This is a genomic window from Calothrix rhizosoleniae SC01 (assembly GCF_900185595.1).
Classification (GTDB): Bacteria; Cyanobacteriota; Cyanobacteriia; order Cyanobacteriales; family Nostocaceae; genus Calothrix_A; species Calothrix_A rhizosoleniae.
The window spans coordinates 1-1,038 of the sequence record NZ_FYBH01000443.1 but is presented as its reverse complement, the minus strand read 5'-3'; the positions used below and the strand labels follow the sequence as shown (position 1 = coordinate 1,038).

Sequence of the window (1,038 nt, the reverse complement as noted above, 5' to 3'; positions counted from 1 at the left end):
AACAAGGGTTTTAGGCTTATTTACTATTCTTCACATAGTTTGGTTTTATTGTGCCGACTTACTTATTTAAAAATATAGAAAAAATAACACAACAATATAATATCTCTATTTCTACATTTTTTATTGCCTGCTGGCAAGTTTTACTTTGGCGAATTACAGGAAAAGCAGAAATAATTATTGGTAATCTTTGTGATGGGAGAAAATATGAAGAATTACAATCTGCTATCGGTTTATTCGCTAATTATTTACCAATTACTTGTCACTTAGAGAATAATTTAAAATTTATTGACCCATTACCCGATATCAATCAAAGTATAGATGAAATTGAAAAATGGCAGGAATATTTTACTACTATACAGCTTGAAAAATTAAACAGTAATAAAAATCAGCTTCCATTCTTCTCTTGCTGCTTTGAATACGGACAGCAGCAGGACAAATTTCATGCAAATGAAACTCAATTTTCTATTTATCAACAATTCTCATACTTAGAACGATTCAAAGTAAAACTGAAAATAGTTGATCGAGCAAATAGTTTATTAGCGCAAATTCATTATGATGAAAGTTTATTTTTAGCAACAGACATTCAGGCTTTACTTTTACAACTGCAAAATTTAATCACAGAAGTAATCCAAAAACCGGAATCTCCCATCGATTCTTTAAATATTCTGAGTATTCAAGAGAAACAAGAACTGTTATTTAATTTTAACAATACCGATAAAAATTATCCCCAAGACAAATGTATTCATCAGTTATTTGAACACCAGGTAGAACTGCAACCAAACAAAATAGCTGTTGTGTTCGAGGATGAACAATTAACATACGCTCAATTAAATACTCGCGCTAATCAACTTGCTCGATACCTGCAAAAAATGGGAGTAAAACCAGAGATAGTTGTGGGAATTTATTTAGAGCGATCGCCATTATTTATTATATCACTATTAGGTATCCTCAAAGCAGGTGCAGCATACTTACCTTTAGACTCCACATTACCCCAAGAAAGTTTAATCTTCCGTTTAGAAGATGCTGATATAAATATAG

The 1,038-nt window shown here is 31.1% G+C and carries 1 protein-coding gene; it reads left to right on the top strand.

The window, feature by feature from the left end; all coding sequences use genetic code 11:
- Positions 1-50: 50 nt before the first annotated feature.
- A partial coding sequence (locus CALSC_RS25160; protein ID WP_143288391.1) for a condensation domain-containing protein occupies positions 51-1,038 on the top strand: 988 nt, incomplete at its 3' end.